This window comes from Pseudacidovorax sp. 1753, from assembly GCF_040544975.1.
Lineage (GTDB): Bacteria > Pseudomonadota > Gammaproteobacteria > Burkholderiales > Burkholderiaceae_C > Xenophilus.
Genome location: NZ_JBEPKY010000017.1, coordinates 1 through 16,036, shown reverse-complemented (window position 1 = coordinate 16,036; position 16,036 = coordinate 1). Strand labels below are relative to the sequence as shown.

Annotated in this window: 13 protein-coding genes and 1 pseudogene; 11 read left to right on the top strand and 3 right to left on the bottom strand. The window is 71.1% G+C overall.

Translation table 11 applies throughout. From position 1 onward, the window contains the following. Positions 1-1,236, top strand: a pseudogene (locus ABIC63_RS29935) (acetamidase/formamidase family protein); the annotation flags it as partial. 28 nt (positions 1,237-1,264) lie between these two features. Here the strand turns inward: ABIC63_RS29935 and ABIC63_RS20605 are convergent. Continuing rightward, positions 1,265-3,655, bottom strand: coding sequence for an acetamidase/formamidase family protein (locus ABIC63_RS20605; RefSeq protein ID WP_354321157.1), 2,391 nt, complete (start codon positions 3,653-3,655; stop codon positions 1,265-1,267). A gap of 132 nt (positions 3,656-3,787) precedes the next feature. Between ABIC63_RS20605 and ABIC63_RS20600 the strand changes: the two genes are divergently transcribed. After that, positions 3,788-4,177, top strand: coding sequence for a RidA family protein (locus ABIC63_RS20600; RefSeq protein WP_295381474.1), 390 nt, complete (start codon positions 3,788-3,790; stop codon positions 4,175-4,177). Between the two features lie 323 nt (positions 4,178-4,500). Further along, on the top strand, positions 4,501-4,728 hold the full coding sequence (locus ABIC63_RS20595; RefSeq protein ID WP_255697487.1) for a DUF1289 domain-containing protein: 228 nt from the start codon (positions 4,501-4,503) through the stop codon (positions 4,726-4,728). Between the two features lie 37 nt (positions 4,729-4,765). Here ABIC63_RS20595 and ABIC63_RS20590 read toward each other — a convergent pair whose 3' ends face one another. Then, on the bottom strand, positions 4,766-5,644 hold the full coding sequence (locus ABIC63_RS20590; protein ID WP_294370869.1) for a LysR family transcriptional regulator: 879 nt from the start codon (positions 5,642-5,644) through the stop codon (positions 4,766-4,768). 101 nt (positions 5,645-5,745) lie between these two features. Here ABIC63_RS20590 and ABIC63_RS20585 point away from each other — a divergent pair, with 101 nt between their 5' ends. Genes ABIC63_RS20585 through ABIC63_RS20575 form a run of 3 tightly spaced genes read left to right on the top strand, consistent with a single transcriptional unit; the run spans position 5,746 to position 9,371 of the window. Further along, positions 5,746-6,726 carry a Bug family tripartite tricarboxylate transporter substrate binding protein gene (locus ABIC63_RS20585; protein WP_294370866.1) on the top strand — a complete coding sequence of 327 codons (981 nt, stop codon included), beginning with the start codon at positions 5,746-5,748 and terminating at the stop codon, positions 6,724-6,726. A gap of 28 nt (positions 6,727-6,754) precedes the next feature. Further along, entirely contained in the window at positions 6,755-8,152 is a 1,398-nt protein-coding gene (locus ABIC63_RS20580; protein ID WP_354321156.1) for a lyase family protein, read from the top strand. Between the two features lie 22 nt (positions 8,153-8,174). Further along, the gene (locus ABIC63_RS20575; protein ID WP_354321155.1) at positions 8,175-9,371 is read left to right on the top strand and encodes an alpha/beta fold hydrolase; all 1,197 of its coding nucleotides are present in this window, start codon (positions 8,175-8,177) and stop codon (positions 9,369-9,371) included. A gap of 79 nt (positions 9,372-9,450) precedes the next feature. On the opposite strand, the gene ABIC63_RS20570 is transcribed toward ABIC63_RS20575, so the two are convergent. Beyond that, the gene (locus ABIC63_RS20570) at positions 9,451-10,467 is read right to left on the bottom strand and encodes a CysB family HTH-type transcriptional regulator (RefSeq protein WP_354321154.1); all 1,017 of its coding nucleotides are present in this window, start codon (positions 10,465-10,467) and stop codon (positions 9,451-9,453) included. Positions 10,468-10,751: 284 nt separating this feature from the next. On the opposite strand from ABIC63_RS20570, the gene ABIC63_RS20565 reads away from it, so the two are divergent. The 5 genes from ABIC63_RS20565 (at position 10,752) to ABIC63_RS20545 (ending at position 15,806) form a co-directional block, all read left to right on the top strand. Beyond that, a complete protein-coding gene (locus tag ABIC63_RS20565; protein WP_354321153.1) occupies positions 10,752-11,186 on the top strand; it encodes a hypothetical protein in 435 nt (144 codons plus the stop codon). Between the two features lie 198 nt (positions 11,187-11,384). Then, positions 11,385-12,059, top strand: coding sequence for a CHASE3 domain-containing protein (locus tag ABIC63_RS20560; protein ID WP_294370854.1), 675 nt, complete (start codon positions 11,385-11,387; stop codon positions 12,057-12,059). A 10-nt stretch (positions 12,060-12,069) separates the two neighbouring features. After that, positions 12,070-13,320, top strand: coding sequence for an arsenic transporter (locus ABIC63_RS20555; RefSeq protein ID WP_502935898.1), 1,251 nt, complete (start codon positions 12,070-12,072; stop codon positions 13,318-13,320). 24 nt (positions 13,321-13,344) lie between these two features. Then, positions 13,345-14,673 carry an MFS transporter gene (locus tag ABIC63_RS20550; protein ID WP_354321151.1) on the top strand — a complete coding sequence of 443 codons (1,329 nt, stop codon included), beginning with the start codon at positions 13,345-13,347 and terminating at the stop codon, positions 14,671-14,673. Next, positions 14,670-15,806 (top strand): metallophosphoesterase family protein, encoded by a 1,137-nt coding sequence (locus tag ABIC63_RS20545; RefSeq protein WP_354321150.1) that lies wholly within the window; start codon positions 14,670-14,672, stop codon positions 15,804-15,806. The genes ABIC63_RS20550 and ABIC63_RS20545 overlap by 4 nt, the downstream gene beginning before the upstream one ends. Positions 15,807-16,036 lie beyond the last annotated feature (230 nt).

Sequence of the window (16,036 nt, the reverse complement as noted above, 5' to 3'; positions counted from 1 at the left end):
CATCACCTTCTCCGTGTCTCTCCCCAAACGGTGCACTGGGGTTACTTCAGCAAGGCCGTGGCGCCCGCGCTCACCGTGCGCTCGGGCGACCGCGTCACCATCGAGACGTTGACCCACCATGCCAACGACGACCACGAGCGCATGGTGGCCGGCGACCCGGGCGCCGAATCGGTGTTCGCCTGGACCTGCGAGCACAAGGCCGTTCCGCGCCGCGGCGCCGGGCCCACCACCGGCCCCTTCACCTATGGCGAAGGCGAGGGAGTGGGCGTGCACCTGCTGACCGGTCCGGTGGTGGTGGAAGGCGCCGAGCCGGGCGACGTGCTGGAGGTGCGCATCCTCGACGTGATGCCGCGCCCCAGCTGCAACCATGCCTTCCTGGGCCGCAGCTTCGGCTCCAACGCGGCGGCCTCCTGGGGTTTCCAGTACCGCGACCTGATCGAGGAGCCCAAGCCGCGCGAGGTGATCACCATCTTCGAGCTGGACACCACCGCCGAGCCCACGGCACGCGCCGTCTACAACTACGTGTGGACGCCGCAGACCGACCCCGACGGCGTGGTGCATCCCACCATCGACTATCCCGGCGTGAAGGTGGACCCGGCCACGGTGCGCCGACGCGAGGACGTCCTGCGCAACGTGCAGGTGCCCGCCCGGCTGCATTTCGGCACCATGGGGCTGGCGCCGGCCGAGGCCGACTTCGTCAGCTCCATCCCGCCCAGCTACAGCGGCGGCAACATCGACGACTGGCGCGTGGGCAAGGGCGCGCGCATGTACTACCCCGTGGCAGTGGCCGGTGCCTACTTCTCGGTGGGCGACCCACACGCGGCCCAGGGCGACAGCGAACTCGGCGGCACGGCCATCGAATGCTCGCTGACGGGCGAGTTCGATCTGGTGCTGCACAAGAAGGCCGACCTTCCCGGCACCGTGCTCGAAGGCCTGGACCATCCGCTGCTGGAGACCGACGAGCTGTGGTCGGTGTACGGCTTCACCTATGCCAACTACCTGGCGACGCTGGGCCCCGAGGGCCAGACCACGGTGGCCGAAACCGCCTCGCTCGACCCGGCCATGCGCGACGCCTTCCGCAAGCTGCGGCGCTTCCTGATGACGGTGCACAAGCTCAGCGAGGACGAGGCCATCGCCCTCATGTCCGTGGCGGCCGACTTCGGCGTGACCCAGGTGGTGGACGGCAACTGGGGCGTGCACGGGTCCATCCGCAAGTGCGTCTTCGGGCCGCGCTGAGCGCGCGGCCGGCGACGTGCCGCCAGGGTCAGGCGCGGGAGGAGGCGCCGGTCCGGGCCTTCGCCAGCCGCTCCGCGAACAGGGCCTTGCGGATCACGGCATGCACCCCCCAGTTGCCATCCACCACCTGCGTGACGCCGAAGTCCACGGCGACCGACATCAGCGAGATGGCCTCGTCCTCCGTCAGCCCCATGGCCGTCATGAGGAAGCGCCGTGTCTTGCGGAAGGCGTCGCGCATGGCCGGGTCCAGCGAGGACTTCTCGTACACCAGGCTGCGCGCCCGGTCGCCGAACTCCTGCAGGTAGTTGGGATGCGAAAAGCCGTGCAGCACCCATTCGTCGGCCGTCTCGACCAGCGGGTAGTCGATGTCGGCATAGGGCTCATCGCGCAGATCTTTGGCCTTGTGCAGGACGAGCTGGAACACGCCGGTCAGCGAGCATTCGATGGCGGTGCCGCACAGCTCGCTGTCGCCCTGCGACGCATGCGGATCGCCCACCGACAGCAGGCCACCGTCGACCGCCACCCGCAGGTACACCGTGGCGCCCTTGGCGATGCGCCAGTTGTCGAGGTTGCCGCCGAAGGAGGAGGGCGGGATCGAATCCACCAGCCCCGTCTCGGCCGGTGCCAGCGCGATGACGCCGAAGTGCGGCCGCACCGGGATCTTCACGCCCTCCAGCACGCCGTGGTTCTCGACGATGGCACTGCGGTCGATCGGCACGCCGGGGTAGTCGATGGTGGTGTGCAGCACGCCGTGCGGATCGCGCTGCGGCGTCCAGCGGAAGTTGTAGACGGCATGGGCACACATGCGCCCGGGGTGGCAGTCCACCTCGTAGATGGTGATGACCTCGCGCGGCCTGGGCTCCTCGATCAGGTCGTCGTAATGGAAACCCCACCAGGCGGCCGCATTGCTGCCGAAGGCACGGCCTTCGTAGCGCGCATTGGCGGCCAGGCGGGGCGCGAGGTCGAGGATGCGCACCTCCAGCACGTCGCCCGGCTCGGCCCCCTGCACCGCCACGGGGCCGGTGCAGATGTGCACGCCGAAACCCTCGCCGTTGCCGCGGCCGTAGATGAAGGCGTCGGTGGGGCCGGCGCCGCGCCGGTCCACCGCCTTGTGCTCGCGCGTCCAGTGGAAGACGCGCTCGGCGCCCGAGTCGCCCTTGATCATGCGCTCGTGGTCGTCGTACGCATGCTGGGTCAGCGTCTCGATGGTCACGATGTCGCCCGAGGCCACGGTGAGCACCGGCGGGATGGTGCGGCTGAAGTAGCCCCAGTGGATGGTCTCGGGCGTGGCCGGCAGGTGGTGGTGGCGGCCGGTCTGGCCGGCGGCGGCCGAGGGGGCCGGTGCCTGTGCGCTCGCCGCACCGCCGGGCGCGCCGCGTGGCGCATCGGCCTGCGGCTCGGACCGGCCGCCCGACTCGAAATAGCCCGAGGGCCAGCCGCGCTGGATGCGCTTGCGCAGGCTCTGCTGGCTGGCCTCGTTGGCCTGCTGCCGGTACTGCCGCGGCGACATGCGGTAGCGGTCGCGGAAGGCATGGCTGAAATGGGCCGCGTCGTTGAAGCCCCAGCGGAAGCAGATGTCCGAGATCGACAGGTGGCCGTACTGGCGGTTGGCCAGGTCGGCGCGGCAGCGCTCCAGCCGGCGCTGGCGCAGGTAGGTGGTGAAGGTCAGGCCCTGGCCTTCGAAGAGCTTCTGCACCAGGCGCTCGGAGACGCGCTCCTGGGCGGCCACCGCCGCCAGCGAGAGCGCGGGGTCGCTCAGCGCCCCTTCGATGAACTGGCACACGCGCCGGAACGTTGCGGCCTGCGTGTTGCTGATGCCGGCGGGGGCGTCGCCCGGCCGCGCGGCCATGCGTGCGGCGATGAGCTCGGACAGCGAATGTTCCAGCGGCGCGATGTCGTCGTCGCCCAGGCTGTCGAGAGCGTCCTCCAGCGCGCCGAGGGTGCCGGCCAGCAGGCGGCCCATGCCGCTGCGCCCGGGCAGGTGGCCCAGGGCCGTGCCCTGGCCGCCCCGCAGGCCGGCGGGGAAGGCACGCGCGGGCAGCGAGACGTGGAACTGGCGGAAGTCCGTCTGGAACACCAACTGCGCCGCGCTGCGCGTGGCGCCCCACACCACATCGCCCGCGGCGAGGGCAAGGGCCGGCTGGCCGTCGCCGGGCTGCAGATGCGCCTCGCCGGCCTGCAGCAGCGCGATCCACACATGGCCCGCGTCGCCGTGCAGCGGCTCCAGCGTCTGCGGCGAGGAGGCCACGCGCGCCAGGCCCACGCCGCGCGCCGTCCGACCCGCTGCCAGCCGGCCGTGCAGCGGCGCGGCCGAGGGCGTCTCGCAGGCGCGAAGCTGGTGCGGCTCGAGTGCGGCACGCCACGCCTGCGGGCGCTGGTGCACCGGGTAGGACTCGGTCGTGAACTGTTCGAGCTGCAACGTCGGGATCCCTGCAAGGCAACACGACCGCGTCGCAAGACACATGCCACGCACCCTGGCGCCGGCCTTCCACCGCGCGGGCATGCCATTCCTTCTCTTCCCTCCATCGACTCACTTTCAGGAGCCTGACCCATGAACCCCATCTTCCACATGATCAGTGGCGCGCCGGACCCGGTCGCGCCCTTCAGCCATGCCGTCGAATGCGACGGCTGGGTCTTCGTCACGGGCCAGATGCCCTTCACCGGCACGGACCTGGACAGCGGCTATCCCGAGGGCATCGAGGCCCAGACCCATGCGGTGATGGCCAACCTGAAGACGGTGCTCGAAGGCTGCGGCCTGGGCCTGGCCCACGTGCTGTCGGCCCGCATCTTCCTGACCCACTTCGACGAGGACTACGCGCGCATGAACGAGGCCTACCGCAGCCACTTCCCGCCCGGCCGCCTGCCGGCGCGCACCTGCGTGGGCGTGACCGGGCTGGCCAAGGGCGCGCGGGTCGAGATCGACTTCGTGGCGCGGCGCTGAGGTGGGCCGGCGGCCATGGCCGCTATGGGCGACCCTTGATCTGGCGCAGTGCGTCGGCACACTGCCCGCGCATGATGGCCCCGGTATCTGCCGCATAACCAAGCGCGTTTTCCTTCGTAGGTCTTGACCGCCCGCACGGGTAGATTGCTCTCCAGGGTGCTCTTCGCGCCCGCCGGGGATCTTCGGGGTACTCGCTGGGGAGCGGGCCGCGAATTCGCGGGGCCGACGAAAGTCGGCTGTCTCCTTGGACCCGCCTCGTGCGGGTCTTTTTTTTGCCTGTGTCCGATTGCGCTGCCCGCCGCCCAGTGGCAGCGTGTTCGGCAATGACCATTCTTCTGACGGCGACGCCCTGCATCGGGCAATGCGAACTGAGCCCGGACAAGGCGCGATGCCTGGGATGCGGCCGCCTTCGCTCCGAAATCAAATCCTGGAAGTCCATGGCGCCGGAGCAGCGCCATGACGTGAACATCCGGCTGCTGGTCACCCAGGGCAAGAAGGTGCGCAAGCGCATCCTGCGGGAGGTTGCCAAGTCCGTCGGCAAGCGCCCATGAGCGACCGTGCGGACATGGCGGGTTCGCTCACACCGTCTCAAGGCGCCGGCCGCATGGCTGCGGTGGCGCACTCGCCGAAGTTCAATACGAGCGTCTGGCGCGGCGAGGCACGCAGCCACAGCAGGCCCAGGGCACGACGCGTGCGTGCCTGCGGTAGCGCGATGCGGGCCAGGGTCGGCTCGCGCATGAAGGGCGCGTCGATGTCCGGCACCATCGACACGCCCAGCCCGCGGGCCACCATCATGGCCACGGCCAGCAGCGAGTTCAGCTCGAAGCGCTCCCTGGGCGCGATGCCGGCATCGCGCAGGAACTGGTCCGCCAGCTTGCCGCCGCCCAGCGTCCGGTCGTAGCGGATCAGCGGCTCTTCCCGCAGCAGCTGCATCGGGTCCTGGCCCGCAAGCGCGGCGGGCGCGAGCAGGACCAGCGCTTCCTCGCGCAGGGGCTGCCAGCAGAAGGGCTTGGCGAGGTCGAAGGCCGGCCGCAGCGTCAGGGCCAGGTCCACCCCGCCTTCGGCCACCATCTCGTACAGCTGGCTCGCCAGCCCCGCGCGGATCGACACCCGGGTTTGCGGATGGCGCTGCGCGAAGGCCTGCAGGATGTCCGGCAGTGCGCTGTGCAGCACGGTGGCCAGGGTGCCGACGCGCAGCTCGTGCTGCAGTGCCTGGCCATGCACCCAGGCGCGCAACTGGCCGGCGTCGCGCACCAGCGCTTCGGCCCGTTCGATGAGCCGGTCGCCCGCCTCGGTGGGGCGCACCGTGCGGCCGGCGCGCAGCAGCAGCGGCGTGCCCAGCTCCCGCTCCAGCACCCGCATCTGCTGCGCCACGGCCGTGGGGCTCAGGTCCAGCTGCCGCGCGGCCTCGGACATGGAGCCCCGGCGCGCGACCAGCAGGAAGGTGTTCAGGAAGGCGGTCTCCATCTCCAACATTATGTGTGGTGTGAAAGTCGCCATATCTGGTTTTTTCTTTGTTCCGAACCGCGCAGACTCGCTCCTTTCCTAGAACGAACCCGGAGACCGCCATGCGCCCCATCCCTTCCTGCACCCGCCGCCAGTGGCTGGCCCTGTCTGCCCTGGCCGCTGCCCCGGCCTGGGCCCAGGAGGGCGGCCGGCCCGTGCGCATCGTGGTGCCCTTCGCGCCCGGTGGCGGCAACGACGTGCTGGCGCGGCAATTGGCCAACGGGTTGAGCTCGACCTTCGGCCGCACCTGGCTGGTCGACAACAAGGCCGGCGCGGGCGGCAACATCGGCACCGAGGCCGTGGTGCGCGCGCCGGCCGACGGCACCACGCTGCTCCTGGGGCACACCGGCACGGTCTCCATCAACCCGGCGCTCTACAAGGGCCTCAAGTTCGACGTGCAGAAGGACCTGGCGCCGGTGGCGATGTTCGCCAGTTCGGCGCTGATGCTGGTGGTGCCCGAGAGCTCGCCGGTGCGCACGGTGCCGCAGTTGGTGGAGGCGATCCGCCAGGCCAACGGGCAGTACGCCTTCGCCTCCAGCGGCTCCGGCACCGGCGGCCATCTCACGGCCGAGATGCTGGCCGATGCCCTGGGCGTGAAGATGAGCCACATCCCTTACAAGGGAACCAGCCCCGCCTTGACCGACCTCGTGGGCGGCCAGGTGCAGATGATGTTCAGCGTGATCCCACCCGCCCAGACGCTGGTGGCCGGCGGCAAGCTGCGCGCACTGGCGGTGACCAGCAGCCGGCGCCTGGCCCAGTTGCCCCAGGTGCCCACGCTGGCCGAATCGGGCATCGCGGCGCTGACCGGCTTCGAGAGCACGCTCACCTATGGCCTGCTGGCGCCGCGCGCCACGCCGGCACCGCAGGTGGCGGCGCTGGGCCGGCAGATCCTGCAGGTGGCGGGCACGCCGGCCTTCCAGTCCAAGCTGGGCGTCGAAGGCGCCGAGCCGCTGCTCGGCGACGCCACCCAGTACGCCGCGCGCATCCAGCAGGAGTCGCGCAAGTGGGCCGCCGTGGTCCGCGCCTCGGGCGCGAGCATCTGACGGGTTCCGTCGTCCGCACCGCCTGCCCGTGAACGCCTTCGCCCATGCCCTCCTGCCCGCCGCTGCCCGCGGCCTGTTCGATGACGAGGCGCTGTGCCGCGCCATGCTCGACTTCGAGTCGGCCCTGGCCCGGGCACAGGCCGAGGAGGGCCTGATCCCCGCCGACGCGGCCGAAGCCATTGCGGATGCCTGCGCCGGCCTCGTGCTGGACGCGCAGGCGCTGACCGACGCCGCCCGCCACGGCGGTGCCATGGCCGTGCCGCTGGTGGCCATGGTGACGCAGGCGCTGCAGGCGCGCGGCGCGGGCGATGCCGCCCGCCATCTGCACAAGGGTGCGACCACACAGGACGTGGTCGACACCGCCCAGGTGCTGATGACGCGCGCCGCGCTGGCGCCGTTGCTCGCGGCGCTGGAGGAGGCCATCGCGCTGCTGCGGCAACAGGCGGCGGACCATGCGCGCACGCCCATGCTGGCCCGCACGCTGCTGCAGCCGGCCCAGGTGACCAGCTGGGGCCTCAAGTGCGCCGGCTGGCTGCTGCCGCTGCAGCGCAGCCATGTCCGCTTGCAGGCCCTGGCGGTGCAGGCCCTGGCGCTGCAACTCGGCGGCGCCGTGGGCAACCGCTCGGCCATGGGTGAGGCGGGCGAGCGCGTCGCGGCCCGCATGGCGGCGCTGCTGGGCCTGGCCGCGCCAGCGGGCAGCTGGCACACGCAGCGCGACACCTGGTTGCGCCTGGGCCTGGAGGCCGCGGTGCTGGCGGGCTCGCTGGCCAAGATCGCCAAAGACCTGGCCCTGCTCTCGCAGGCCGAGATAGACGAGGTGGCCGAGGGACCGGGCCCCGGCGAGGCAGCGCAGGGCTCGGCCCGCGGTGGCTCCAGCGCCATGCCGCACAAGCGCAATCCGGTGGCCTGCATGCAGGCCATCGCGGCCTGCGCGCCCGTGCCCGGCATCGCGGCCACGCTGCTGGCCACCATGGCGCATGCTCATGAACGTGCACTGGGCGAATGGCAGGCCGAGGTCGCCGTGTGGCCCCAGCTGTGGATCCAGGTCTTCGGTGCCACCAGCGCCATCCGCGACGCCCTGGCCGGCCTGCGGGTGGATGCGTCCCGCATGGCCGAAAACATCGGCCGCACCTGGGGGCTGGTGCATTCGGAATCGCTCACGCAGGCGCTGGCGAAGGCGCTGGGCCCGCAGGCCGCCCGCGCGCGCATCCAGTCGCTGGGGCCGCAGGCGATGGCCACGAAGACGCCCCTGCCTGAGTTGCTGTGCGCGGACGCCTGCGTGCTGGCGCTGCCGCCCGGACAGCGTGCGGCCCTGCAGGCGGCGCTGCATGCGGCCTGCGACCTGGAGCGGGCCGTCGAGGCCTCGGCGCGGCAATGCCTGCAATGGCTGCACGAGGACGGCGATGATCCCGAGGACCCATCCTGAACTTCGCACTGCCCCGAACACCATGACGTCCCTGCTTTCCTACACCTTGCACGACGGCGGCAGCGGCCCGCTGCTGGTGCTCAGCCATGCCCTGGGCATGGACCGCGAGGCCTGGGCGCCCCTGCGCGCGCAGGTCGGCCCGCAGGCCCGCATCCTGGCCTTCGACCATCCGGGGCATGGCGGCTCGCCGCCGCTGCAGGGCCCCGGCAGCATGGACGCGCTGGTGGAGGCCGCCGCCGCCCTGCTGCGCGAGGTGGCGCGCGAGCCCGTGGTGTGGGTCGGCATCTCGATGGGGGCCATGGTCGGCATGGGGCTGGCCATTCGCCATCCGTCGCTGTTGCGCGGCCTGGTGGTGGCCCACAGCACCGCGCACTATCCCGACGCCGGACGCGCGCTCTGGGATGCCCGCATCGCCACCGTGCGCCGCGAGGGCATGGCCGCCATCGCCGACGCCGTGATGGGCCGCTACTTCCACGCCGACTTCCGGGCGGCCCGGCCCGAGGCCGTGGCGCAGGCCCGTGCCACGCTGCTGGCGACCTCGCCGGCCGGCTATGCGGCCTGCTGCGAGGCGGTGCGCGACGTGGACTGGCGCGATGGGCTGCCGTCCGTGGGCTGTCCGGTGCTGGTGATCGCCGGTGCGCGGGACGAGGGCACGCCGCTGGGCATGTCGCAGGCCATCGCGCAGGCCGTGCCCGGGGCCGAGCTGGCCGTGCTGCCGCAGGCGTCCCACATCGGTGCCGTCGAGCAGCCCGAGGCCTTCGCCCGCCTGCTGCGGGCCTTCGTGCGCGACCGCTGCATGGCGCCCGGTACCGGCGAGCCGGCCGCCGAGCAAGGCGACGGCTATGCGCGCGGCCTGCAGCAGCGGCGCCGCGTGCTGGGCGACGACTGGGTGGACCGCTCGCTGACCGGACGCACCGCCTTCAACACCGAGTTCCAGGAACTGATCACGCGGCATGCGTGGAACGACATCTGGGGCCGTCCGGCCCTGGGCGACCGCACGCGGCGCTTCATGGTGCTGTCGATGATGCTGGGCCTGCACGCCTGGGAGGAATTCGCGCTGCATGTGCGCGCGGCGCTGGACGGGCGGGACGATTCGCGGCTCACGCCGGACGAGATCAAGGAAGTGATCCTGATGGCTGCGATCTACTGCGGCGTGCCGACCGCGAACCATGCGATGGGTATCGCAGGCGGCATCCTCAAGGAGCGCGGCCAGGCCTGAGACCGCGACCGGCGACGTGCGCCGGGGCCAGGCCGACGCTGGCGCGGGTGCGCGTGCCCTGCGCGCTCGCAGGTACGACTCAAGCGGCCAGGGGCCAGGGTTGGCGCTGCCCCGAGGCCTCTTCCAGGGCATCGGCCGCACCATCGCCCGGCGGCACCACGGCGGTGGTTTCGCCCGACTCGCCGCGCACGGCGGCCTCCACCACCTCGCGCGTCAACGTCGGCGAGAACGATTCGATGAAGGCATACACATAGCGCCGCAGGTAGCTGCCCCGGTGCACGGCCAGCCGCGTGTGGTTGATGCCGAACAGGGCGCCGGCATCCACCGCGCGCAGGCCGGTGTCGCGCTCGGCCTCGAAGGCCACGCCGGCGACGATGCCCACGCCCATGCCCAGCTGCACGTAGGTCTTGATGACGTCCGCGTCCATCGCGGCCAGGGCGATGTCGGCCTGCACGCCCGCCTGGGCGAAGGCGTCGTCGATGCGCTGGCGGCCGGTGAAGCCGTTGTCGTAGGTGATGAGCGGATGCTTCGCCAGCGACTGTAGCGTGAGGGGCTCGGCCAGCACCGGATGGCCCGGCGGCGCGATCACGGCATGGGTCCAGCGGTAGCTGGGCAGCGCGGCCAGTTGCGGATAGTCGGCCAGCGCCTCGGTGGCGATGCCCACGTCGGCCTCGCCCTCCAGCAGCATCTGCGCGATCTGCCGCGGCGAGCCCTGGTGGATGTGCAGCCGCACCGAGGGGAACTGGCGGCGGAAGTCCTGCACCGCCTCGGGCAGCGCGTAGCGCGCCTGCGAATGCGTGGCCGCGATGGACAGCAGGCCTTCGTTCTGGGTGGCGAATTCCTCGCCGGCCTTGCGCAGGTTGCCGCTCTCGACCAGCAGCCGTTCGATGATGGGCAGCACATGGCTGCCGGGCTCGGTCAGGCCGGTCAGGCGCTTGCCGACGCGGATGAACAGCTCGATGCCCAGCTCCTGTTCCAGTTCGCGGATCTGCCGGCTCACGCCGGGCTGGGAGGTGTGCAGCACCTGGGCCACCTCGGTGAGGTTGAAGTTGCGGCGCACGGCTTCGCGGACCGAGCGCAGTTGCTGGAAATTCATGGCGGCGGGGCCCTATGGTTGTGTTCTTCGCGCTTCTGATGCGGGTCAAGGCGCTGGGCCATCCATTGTGGAAAGAACGGGGCCCGGCACGAACGACCGAATCGTTGGTTCTTCATGAGCCAAACATCTGTGGCCAATGTCACGGCCGTAGGACGTTTGGGCGCCAGCGCAGCAGCCATGCCTCCTAAACTGCCGGCCGCCCGAGGCGAGGGAGCCCGAGGCACGAGGAGCCGGCGCGCCGCCAGGCGTGTCCGGAAGAGTCAAGACAACACACCCCGAGAACCATGAAGAAAGCAGCCCGTCTGCTGGCGCTGGCGGCCACCGTGCCCCTGGCCGCCTGCACCGCGATGACCCACATCACGACCGTCCAGCCCGATGCCCAGGTGAGCATCGCGACCTCCAAGGAGACCACCACCCCGCGCTCCGAGCGCTTCTCCACCACCAGCTTCGGCAACTACGAGTTCAAGGCCGAGGCGCCCGGCAAGGAGCCCTTCTACGGCATCCTGCCGCTCAAGTTCAACGGCGGCTACCTGGCCCTGGACATCCTGTTCTTCGCGCCCGCCACCTTCTTCAACCTGCGCGAGGTCTACCCGTACTACGAGTTCGACCTCGACAAGAAGCATGTGCGCTACAAGAAGAATCCCGAAGAGGAATGGAGCATCTTCGTGCCGCTGAAGGCGGACGAGGAGCAGGGTCGTCAGGCGCTGAGCAAGCGCTGATCCTGCAGGGCACGCCCGCGTGCGGCCTGTTCTTCGGCGGCGGGCTGTCCGTTTTATGGACAGCCCGCCGTCTGCCTTTCATGCATCGGCGAGTCTCCCGCGCGGCCAAGTGCTTGATCTGACGTGTCCCCGCCTTTGGCACGCTTCTTGGAGCGACAACGGCGTTCTGCTGTCACACCCCGTCCCAAGCCTCCTGCCATGCGACTTCCCGGCGACCCCGATCTCCGCAGCCTGCTGCGCTCGGCGCCCTTCGTCGCGCTGCTGGTGGTCGCCGGCATCCTGTCCTTTCGCTACCACCAACTGCTGCTGTCGCAACGCGCCTCCATCGAGCACACCTACCAGGTGCTGACCACGCTCGAATCCACGCTCGTTTACGCCATCGATGCCGAGACTGGCCAGCGCGGGTTCATCATCACCGGCGAAGACCGCTACCTCGAACCCTATGACCGCGCCCTGGCGCAGATCGGGCCGCTGGCCAACCGGCTGCGCGCGCTGGTGAGCGACAGCGCCGTGCAGCAGCGGCGCGTGGACCGGCTCGAATACGCCGTGGCCCTGAAGCTGGCCGAGCTGCACGAGACGGTGCAGGCCCGCCGCAACCAGGGCCTGGAGGCCGCCCGCGCCCTCGTGCTGCGCGACGAAGGCAAGCGCACCATGGACGAGGTTCGCGCCGTGGTGGCCGAGATGCGCGTCGCCGAATCCGAGCTGCTCGACCAGCGCAACGCCCAGGCCCACGCCACCGAGCGCTGGCTGCTGGCGATCACGCTGGCCTGCACGGCGCTGTCGGTATTGGCCCGGCTCGGGCTTGCGATGATCGCCCGCTTCCATGTTTCGCGTGCGGCGCTGCCGGCCGCTCCGGCTACCGGCGCCTCTTGAATCCTTCATGCTGTCTTCCCACCTCACCATCTGGGCCATCGCCGCTGCCACCACGGCCGGCGTGCTGATCCGGCCCTTCAAGCTGCCCGAGGCCATCTGGGCCGTGGCCGGCGCGGCCCTCGTCGTCGTGCTCGGGTTGTTGCCGGCGCACGAGGCGCTGGGCGCCGTCGCCAAGGGCAACGACGTCTACCTCTTCCTGATCGGCATGATGCTGTTGTCCGAGACGGCGCGGCGCGAGGGGCTGTTCGACTGGGTGGCCGGCCATGCCGTGAATATGGCCGGTGGCTCGCAGATGCGGCTGTTCACGCTGGTCTACGCCATCGGCGCGGTCATCACCGCCTTCCTCTCCAACGACGCCACGGCCGTGGTGCTGACGCCGGCGGTGTATGCGGCGGCGCGCAAGGCCCGCACACCGGCGCTGCCGTACCTGTTCATCTGCGCCTTCATCGCCAATGCGGCGAGCTTCGTGCTGCCGATTTCCAACCCGGCCAACCTGGTGCTCTATGGCGCGCATGTGCCCTCGCTGTGGCCATGGATCAAGAGCTTCGGCCTGCCCTCGCTGCTGGCCATCGGTGCCACCTACGTCTGCCTGCGCCTGGTCATGCGCAAGGAACTGGCCGGCGGCTGCGAGCCGCGCGTCGAGGTCGAGCCCCTGCATGCCGGCGGCTGGACGGCGCTGGGCGCGCTGGTGGTGACGGCCGTCGTGCTGATGACGGTGTCCTTCAAGGGCATCGACCTGGGCCTGCCCACGGCCATCATGGGCGGGCTGACGGCGGCCGTGGTGCTGGTGCGCGACCGGGCCAACCCGTGGCCGCTGGTCAAGGACATCTCGTGGAGCGTGCTTCCGCTGGTGGCGGGCCTGTTCGTGCTGGTGGAGGCGTTGCGGCAGACGGGCGTGATCGCGGCCCTGGCCCAGTGGCTCATGGCCGGCGTGCAGAGCAGTGTGCATGGCGCCGCGGCGGTGGTCGGCACCGTGCTTGCCGTGGGTTCCAACGTCGTCAACAACCTGCCGGCAGGCCTGCTGGCCAGCACGGTGCTGCAGCAGGCCAGGCCGCCGCAGGTGGTGATCGACGCCACGCTGATCGGCGTGGACCTGGGCCCCAACCTGTCGATCACCGGCTCGCTCGCGACCATCCTGTGGCTGGCGGCCATCCGCCGCGAGGGCGACGACGTGGGCTTCTTCCGCTTCCTGAAGGTGGGCGTGGTGGTCATGCCGCCCGCCCTCGTCCTGGCCATCGGGGCGCGGCTCCTGATCGGCTGACCCACGCAACCGGAGACCTCCCCGATGAGCAGCTCGCCCACCCTCGCGGCTTCCGCGAATGCAGCCGTCGGGGATGCGTCGGGCGGGGACAAGCGCCGCGCCACGCGCGCGCTGTGCGCGCTCAACTTCTTCATGGCCGACATGCAGGCCGGCATCGGGCCCTTCCTCGGCGTCTTCCTGCAGCAGCGCGGCTGGCAGCCGGGCGCCATCGGCTCGGTGATGACGGCCGGCGGCGTGGCCGGCATGCTCATGACGGTGCCGGCGGGCGCCTTCATCGACCACACGGCGCGCAAGCGCTGGGTGGTGGTGATCACCGGCATCTGCACGGTGCTGGCCTCCTTCCTCATCCTCTGGTCGCAGGCGGGGTGGGTGGTCACGATCAGCCAGGTGGCGACGGCCATCGCCGGGGCGGCCATCGGCCCGGCGATGGCCGGCATCACGCTGGGCGTGGTGCGCCAGCGCGGCTTCAATGCGCAGAACGGCCGCAACCAGGCCTGGAACCACGCGGGCAACATGGTGGGCGCGGCGCTGTCGGGCTGGCTGGGCTTTCGCTACGGCATGCCGGCCATCTTCTTCCTGGCGGCGCTGTTCGGCGTGTTCGCCATCCTCTCGGTGCTGGCCATTCCCGAGCGGACCATCGACCACCGCGCCGCGCGCGGTCTTGAAGGACCACACGACGGCAAGGCCGCCGCGGCCGACGACAGCCAGGCCCAGGGCCTGCGCACGCTGCTGCAGAACCGGCCGCTCCTGATCCTGGCCGCGGCGCTGGCCTGCTTCCATCTGGGCAACGGCGCCATGCTGCCGCTGTATGGCCTGGCGGTGGTCGGCGCCGGCAAGGGCAACCCGGCCATGTTCACCGCGCTCACGGTGGTGGTGGCGCAGGCCGTCATGATCGTCACCGCCCTGGCTGCCATGCGCCTGTCGGCCTCGCGAGGCTACTGGCTGGTGATGCTGGTCTCCTTCGCCTCGCTGCCACTGCGCGGCCTGATCGCCGGCAGCGTGATCGACAGCTGGGGCGTGTGGCCCGTGCAGGCGCTCGATGGCATCGGCGCCGGCCTGCAGAGCGTGGCCGTGCCGGGCCTCGTGGCCTGCCTGCTCGACGGCACCGGCCGCGTCAACGTGGGCCAGGGCGCGGTGATGACGGTACAGGGCCTGGGCGCCAGCCTGTCGCCCGCCATCGGCGGCTGGCTGGCCCAGCTCTTCGGCTACCAGGTCGCCTTCTATGTGCTGGGCGGCTTCGCGCTCGCGTCGCTGGCGCTGTGGATCGGCTTCGCCACGATGCTGCGGCCGGCCTGCGCGGGCGTGTGCGAACCGCATGCCGGCCAGCCCGCCTTGGGAGTTGCTTCGTCATGAAAGATTCTTCCGCTCATCCTTCCTCCATCGCCTGGATCCACATCGGCGACCTGCACATGGACGAGGCCGACGGCTGGGCCGCCCGGCCGCGACTGCAGGCCATCGTCGACGAGCTCAACGCCCATGCGCGTGCGGCCGACTTCGTCTACCTGCCCGGCGACAACGCCAACCATGCGACGCCCGCGCAGTACGCCGCCATCACCGAGGCGCTGGGCCCGCTCGCGCTGCCCTGGCGCGTGATCCCGGGCGACCATGACTTCGAGGGCGGCAGCCTGGCCGCCTACGAGGCCGCTTTCGCGCCGGCGCAGCGGCCGGAGCACGAGGTGATCGCCGGCCACCGCTGCATCTTCGTGGACGTGGTCGGCAGCGGCGCGGGCGGCCCGGACTTCCGACTGAACTCGCACCACCGCCACCGCATCGCCCGCCAGCTGGCGCTGGCCGAGGCGGCGGGCGAGGTGCCGCTGGTGTTCATGCACTGCTATCCCGGCGACATGGCCGCCGATGGCGAGGCGCTGGCCCGGCTCTTTGCCGATGCACGTGTGCCCTTCGTCGACACCGGCCACACCCACTACAACGAGCTGCTCAATGACGGCGCGGTGGTCTACGGCGCCACCCGCTCGACGGCCCAGATCGAGGAGGGCGGTGGCGCGCCCGGCTTCTCGGTGGTGTGCGTGCACGACGGCGTGCCGAGCTGGCGCTTCCGGCCACTGAGCGCGTGCTGGCCGCATGTGCAGATCGTCGCGCCCTGCGATCTTCGGCTGGTCACGCGGGCCTCGCAGGCCCGGCAGGTGCCGCGGCCGGGCGTGATGCGCGTGGTGGCCCGACGCTTCGGCGCTGCCGACGCGCCCATGATGGCCGCGCTGGACGATGCCGCCCCGCACCCCATGCGCGCGGGCGCACCGGGCTTCTGGGAGATCGACCTGCCGGTGGACGCGCCGGGCCTGCACCGCATCGATGTGAGCTGTGGCCGCGCGGCGGATTCCGTCGAGGTGCTGGTGCGCGCGTCCGACGGCGTGCCCCGGCGCGGACCGTTGGTCGCGCCGGGCCATGCCTGCCACGCGATCGGTGCCTGGCCGGTGGCCGGCATCGACGGCCTGCAGCTGGGGCCCAATCGCAACGGCGGCGACTGGTAATCGCGGAAAGGCCCACACCCCGCTCTTCATGACGTCGAGTGCCAAGCGCATCGCTTGAAGCCGGTGGCGCGCAGGGCATCAGACTGCCGCGGAGCAGGCCATGCCAGGGCACCCGAGGAACTGGCTTCGCCAGGCCTTGTATGGTTTGGTTTCCATCAACCAAACCGTAAGAAAGGGCGAGGAGCCGGGATGTAGGGACATCGACAGGCATCGGCGGTAGCTTCAGACCC

Excerpts from the sequence above, each read along its gene's own strand:
- ABIC63_RS20560 (WP_294370854.1), top strand. The coding sequence starts at position 11,385 with ATGCGACTTCCCGGCGACCCCGATCTCCGCAGCCTGCTGCGCTCGGCG.
- ABIC63_RS20575 (WP_354321155.1), top strand. The coding sequence starts at position 8,175 with ATGACGTCCCTGCTTTCCTACACCTTGCACGACGGCGGCAGCGGCCCG.
- ABIC63_RS20550 (WP_354321151.1), top strand. The coding sequence starts at position 13,345 with ATGAGCAGCTCGCCCACCCTCGCGGCTTCCGCGAATGCAGCCGTCGGG.
- ABIC63_RS20585 (WP_294370866.1), top strand. The coding sequence starts at position 5,746 with ATGCGCCCCATCCCTTCCTGCACCCGCCGCCAGTGGCTGGCCCTGTCT.
- ABIC63_RS20590 (WP_294370869.1), bottom strand. The coding sequence starts at position 5,644 with ATGGAGACCGCCTTCCTGAACACCTTCCTGCTGGTCGCGCGCCGGGGC.
- ABIC63_RS20545 (WP_354321150.1), top strand. The coding sequence starts at position 14,670 with ATGAAAGATTCTTCCGCTCATCCTTCCTCCATCGCCTGGATCCACATC.
- ABIC63_RS20595 (WP_255697487.1), top strand. The coding sequence starts at position 4,501 with ATGACCATTCTTCTGACGGCGACGCCCTGCATCGGGCAATGCGAACTG.
- ABIC63_RS20600 (WP_295381474.1), top strand. The coding sequence starts at position 3,788 with ATGAACCCCATCTTCCACATGATCAGTGGCGCGCCGGACCCGGTCGCG.
- ABIC63_RS20570 (WP_354321154.1), bottom strand. The coding sequence starts at position 10,467 with ATGAATTTCCAGCAACTGCGCTCGGTCCGCGAAGCCGTGCGCCGCAAC.
- ABIC63_RS20565 (WP_354321153.1), top strand. The coding sequence starts at position 10,752 with ATGAAGAAAGCAGCCCGTCTGCTGGCGCTGGCGGCCACCGTGCCCCTG.